General features: G+C 53.7%; 1 rRNA gene. It reads left to right on the forward strand.

The features are described 5' to 3' along the window. Window positions 1–1,159 precede the first annotated feature (1,159 nt). Window positions 1,160–2,832: ribosomal RNA gene (locus ABWI07_RS43810) — 16S ribosomal RNA — on the forward strand; the annotation flags it as partial.

Here is a 2,832-nt window from a genome sequence, read left to right on the forward strand (position 1 = left end):
CCACGACCACGTAAATAAGCCGCCGCGGGCGTATAGGGGCGACCTAGGAGAGGTCGGGGCCCCCTTTAGGGCGGCGTGGGCCTGCCTATATGCCTACCCTACTACTCCTGCTGCGCTGGCTGCGTTTTAGGTGGGCGGGGTGGTTATAGTGCTAGGCTGATGCTTTGTTACGTGCGGCTTCTGGTCAAGCCTGGCGGCCACCTGCTCCCTCTAGCGCCCCCCGTAGATGGGCATAGCGATAGCAGCGTACGCCAGGGCCTTCGGCCAGGGCCTCCCTATAGCGCTTCTAGCCTCTAAAGCCTCCTGGTGGCGCCTGTGTCGGGGTGCAGGGTAAGGCCTACCCTGAACCTACCCTGTACCATCTGGGGGCGGCGGCAAGGGCAAAAGAAATACGTGGGCTGGCTGCTGGCAGGCCTGGGGGCGCGCTGGTGCCGAGAAACCCGGCGCCGAGAGGGGGGGGTGGTGCGTTGTTGGAAATGTATGTTCGTGAGTCGATTTTTTGGATTTGCCATACAAATGAATTTTGCGGGAAATCAAAAGTGGCCAACGAGTGCCGGGTGGCGGGGGCGCCCCACCAGAGAGCTCGGAGGGTATGTGAGAGCGGGTGGCCAGTCGAGCAATCGGCCGGCCACAACACAACCGCAATCAAACAACTGTACCATATCTTGAAGACTTTCATTGCGTGGTCCCTTGAACAGGCTTGCAGGCTCCGGTCTCGCTAGCGAGGGATTCATAGTGTTGGTCGGCCCCCACGAAACCGGTCGCTCAGGCTTCACGGCGTACTGGGGATGCCCTGAAGGCGACGAATGCCCCGGCAATCGCCGCTGTAGGGATGGGTTCTGTGGATTACTGGCCTCTGGCGAGTTCTACCATCGAGCAACGGAAGGCAACCACGCCCGCCGGACGCCGCAATGGCTGAAGTCGGGCGCTGAGTCCTTCTCCTGGCGTGCCCCAGGCCACACGCCGCCCGTTCGGGCTCAGTGTGGTCGACGGCTTCGCTGGGGAACACATGAGTGGGAAAGCGGATTGCCGGCTCGCACGGCGCCCACGGCTCCTGCCGCAGGTGCTTTGCCCGGCGCGTCTCCGGACGCCACCCAGTGAACTTGACATCTCTCCGGCGCTGCTCGCAGCACCGGTTGCCGTTTTTCCGCGGCGGACGATAGTTATCTGGTTGATTCTGCCAGTAGTCATATGCTTGTCTCAAAGATTAAGCCATGCATGTCTAAGTATAAGCAATTATACAGCGAAACTGCGAATGGCTCATTATATAAGTTATCGTTTATTTGATAGTACCTTACTACTTGGATAACCGTGGTAATTCTAGAGCTAATACATGCTAAAAATCCCGACTTCGGAAGGGATGTATTTATTAGATTAAAAACCAATGCCCTCTGGGCTCTTTGGTGATTCATGATAACTTCTCGAATCGCACGGCCTTGCGCCGGCGATGGTTCATTCAAATTTCTTCCCTATCAACTTTCGATGTTTGGGTATTGGCCAAACATGGTTGCAACGGGTAACGGAGGGTTAGGGCTCGACCCCGGAGAAGGAGCCTGAGAAACGGCTACTACATCCAAGGAAGGCAGCAGGCGCGCAAATTACCCAATCCCGACACGGGGAGGTAGTGACAATAAATACTGATACAGGGCTCTTTTGGGTCTTGTAATTGGAATGAGTACAATTTAAATCCCTTAACGAGGAACAATTGGAGGGCAAGTCTGGTGCCAGCAGCCGCGGTAATTCCAGCTCCAATAGCGTATATTAAAGTTGTTGTGGTTAAAAAGCTCGTAGTTGAACCTTGGGCCTGGCTGGCCGGTCCGCCTCACCGCGTGTACTGGTCCGGCCGGGCCTTTCCCTCTGTGGAACCTCATGCCCTTCACTGGGTGTGACGGGGAAACAGGACTTTTACTTTGAAAAAATTAGAGTGCTCCAGGCAGGCCTATGCTCGAATACATTAGCATGGAATAATGAAATAGGACGTGTGGTTCTATTTTGTTGGTTTCTAGGACCGCCGTAATGATTAATAGGGACAGTCGGGGGCATCAGTATTCAATTGTCAGAGGTGAAATTCTTGGATTTATTGAAGACTAACTACTGCGAAAGCATTTGCCAAGGATGTTTTCATTAATCAGGAACGAAAGTTAGGGGATCGAAGACGATCAGATACCGTCGTAGTCTTAACCATAAACTATGCCGACTAGGGATCGGACGATGTTATTTTTTGACGCGTTCGGCACCTTACGAGAAATCAAAGTGCTTGGGCTCCAGGGGGAGTATGGTCGCAAGGCTGAAACTTAAAGAAATTGACGGAAGGGCACCACCAGGGGTGGAGCCTGCGGCTTAATTTGACTCAACACGGGGAAACTCACCAGGTCCAGACACAATGAGGATTGACAGATTGAGAGCTCTTTCTTGATTTTGTGGGTGGTGGTGCATGGCCGTTCTTAGTTGGTGGAGTGATTTGTCTGCTTAATTGCGATAACGAACGAGACCTTAACCTGCTAAATAGCCCGTATTGCTTTGGCAGTACGCTGGCTTCTTAGAGGGACTATCGGCTCAAGCCGATGGAAGTTTGAGGCAATAACAGGTCTGTGATGCCCTTAGATGTTCTGGGCCGCACGCGCGCTACACTGACGGAGCCAGCGAGTACTTCCTTGGCCGAAAGGCCCGGGTAATCTTGTTAAACTCCGTCGTGCTGGGGATAGAGCATTGCAATTATTGCTCTTCAACGAGGAATCCCTAGTAAGCGCAAGTCATCAGCTTGCGTTGATTACGTCCCTGCCCTTTGTACACACCGCCCGTCGCTACTACCGATTGAATGGCTCAGTGAGG

The organism is Actinomadura sp. NPDC000600 (genome assembly GCF_040492135.1).
In the GTDB taxonomy this organism is placed as follows: Bacteria; Actinomycetota; Actinomycetes; order Streptosporangiales; family Streptosporangiaceae; genus Spirillospora.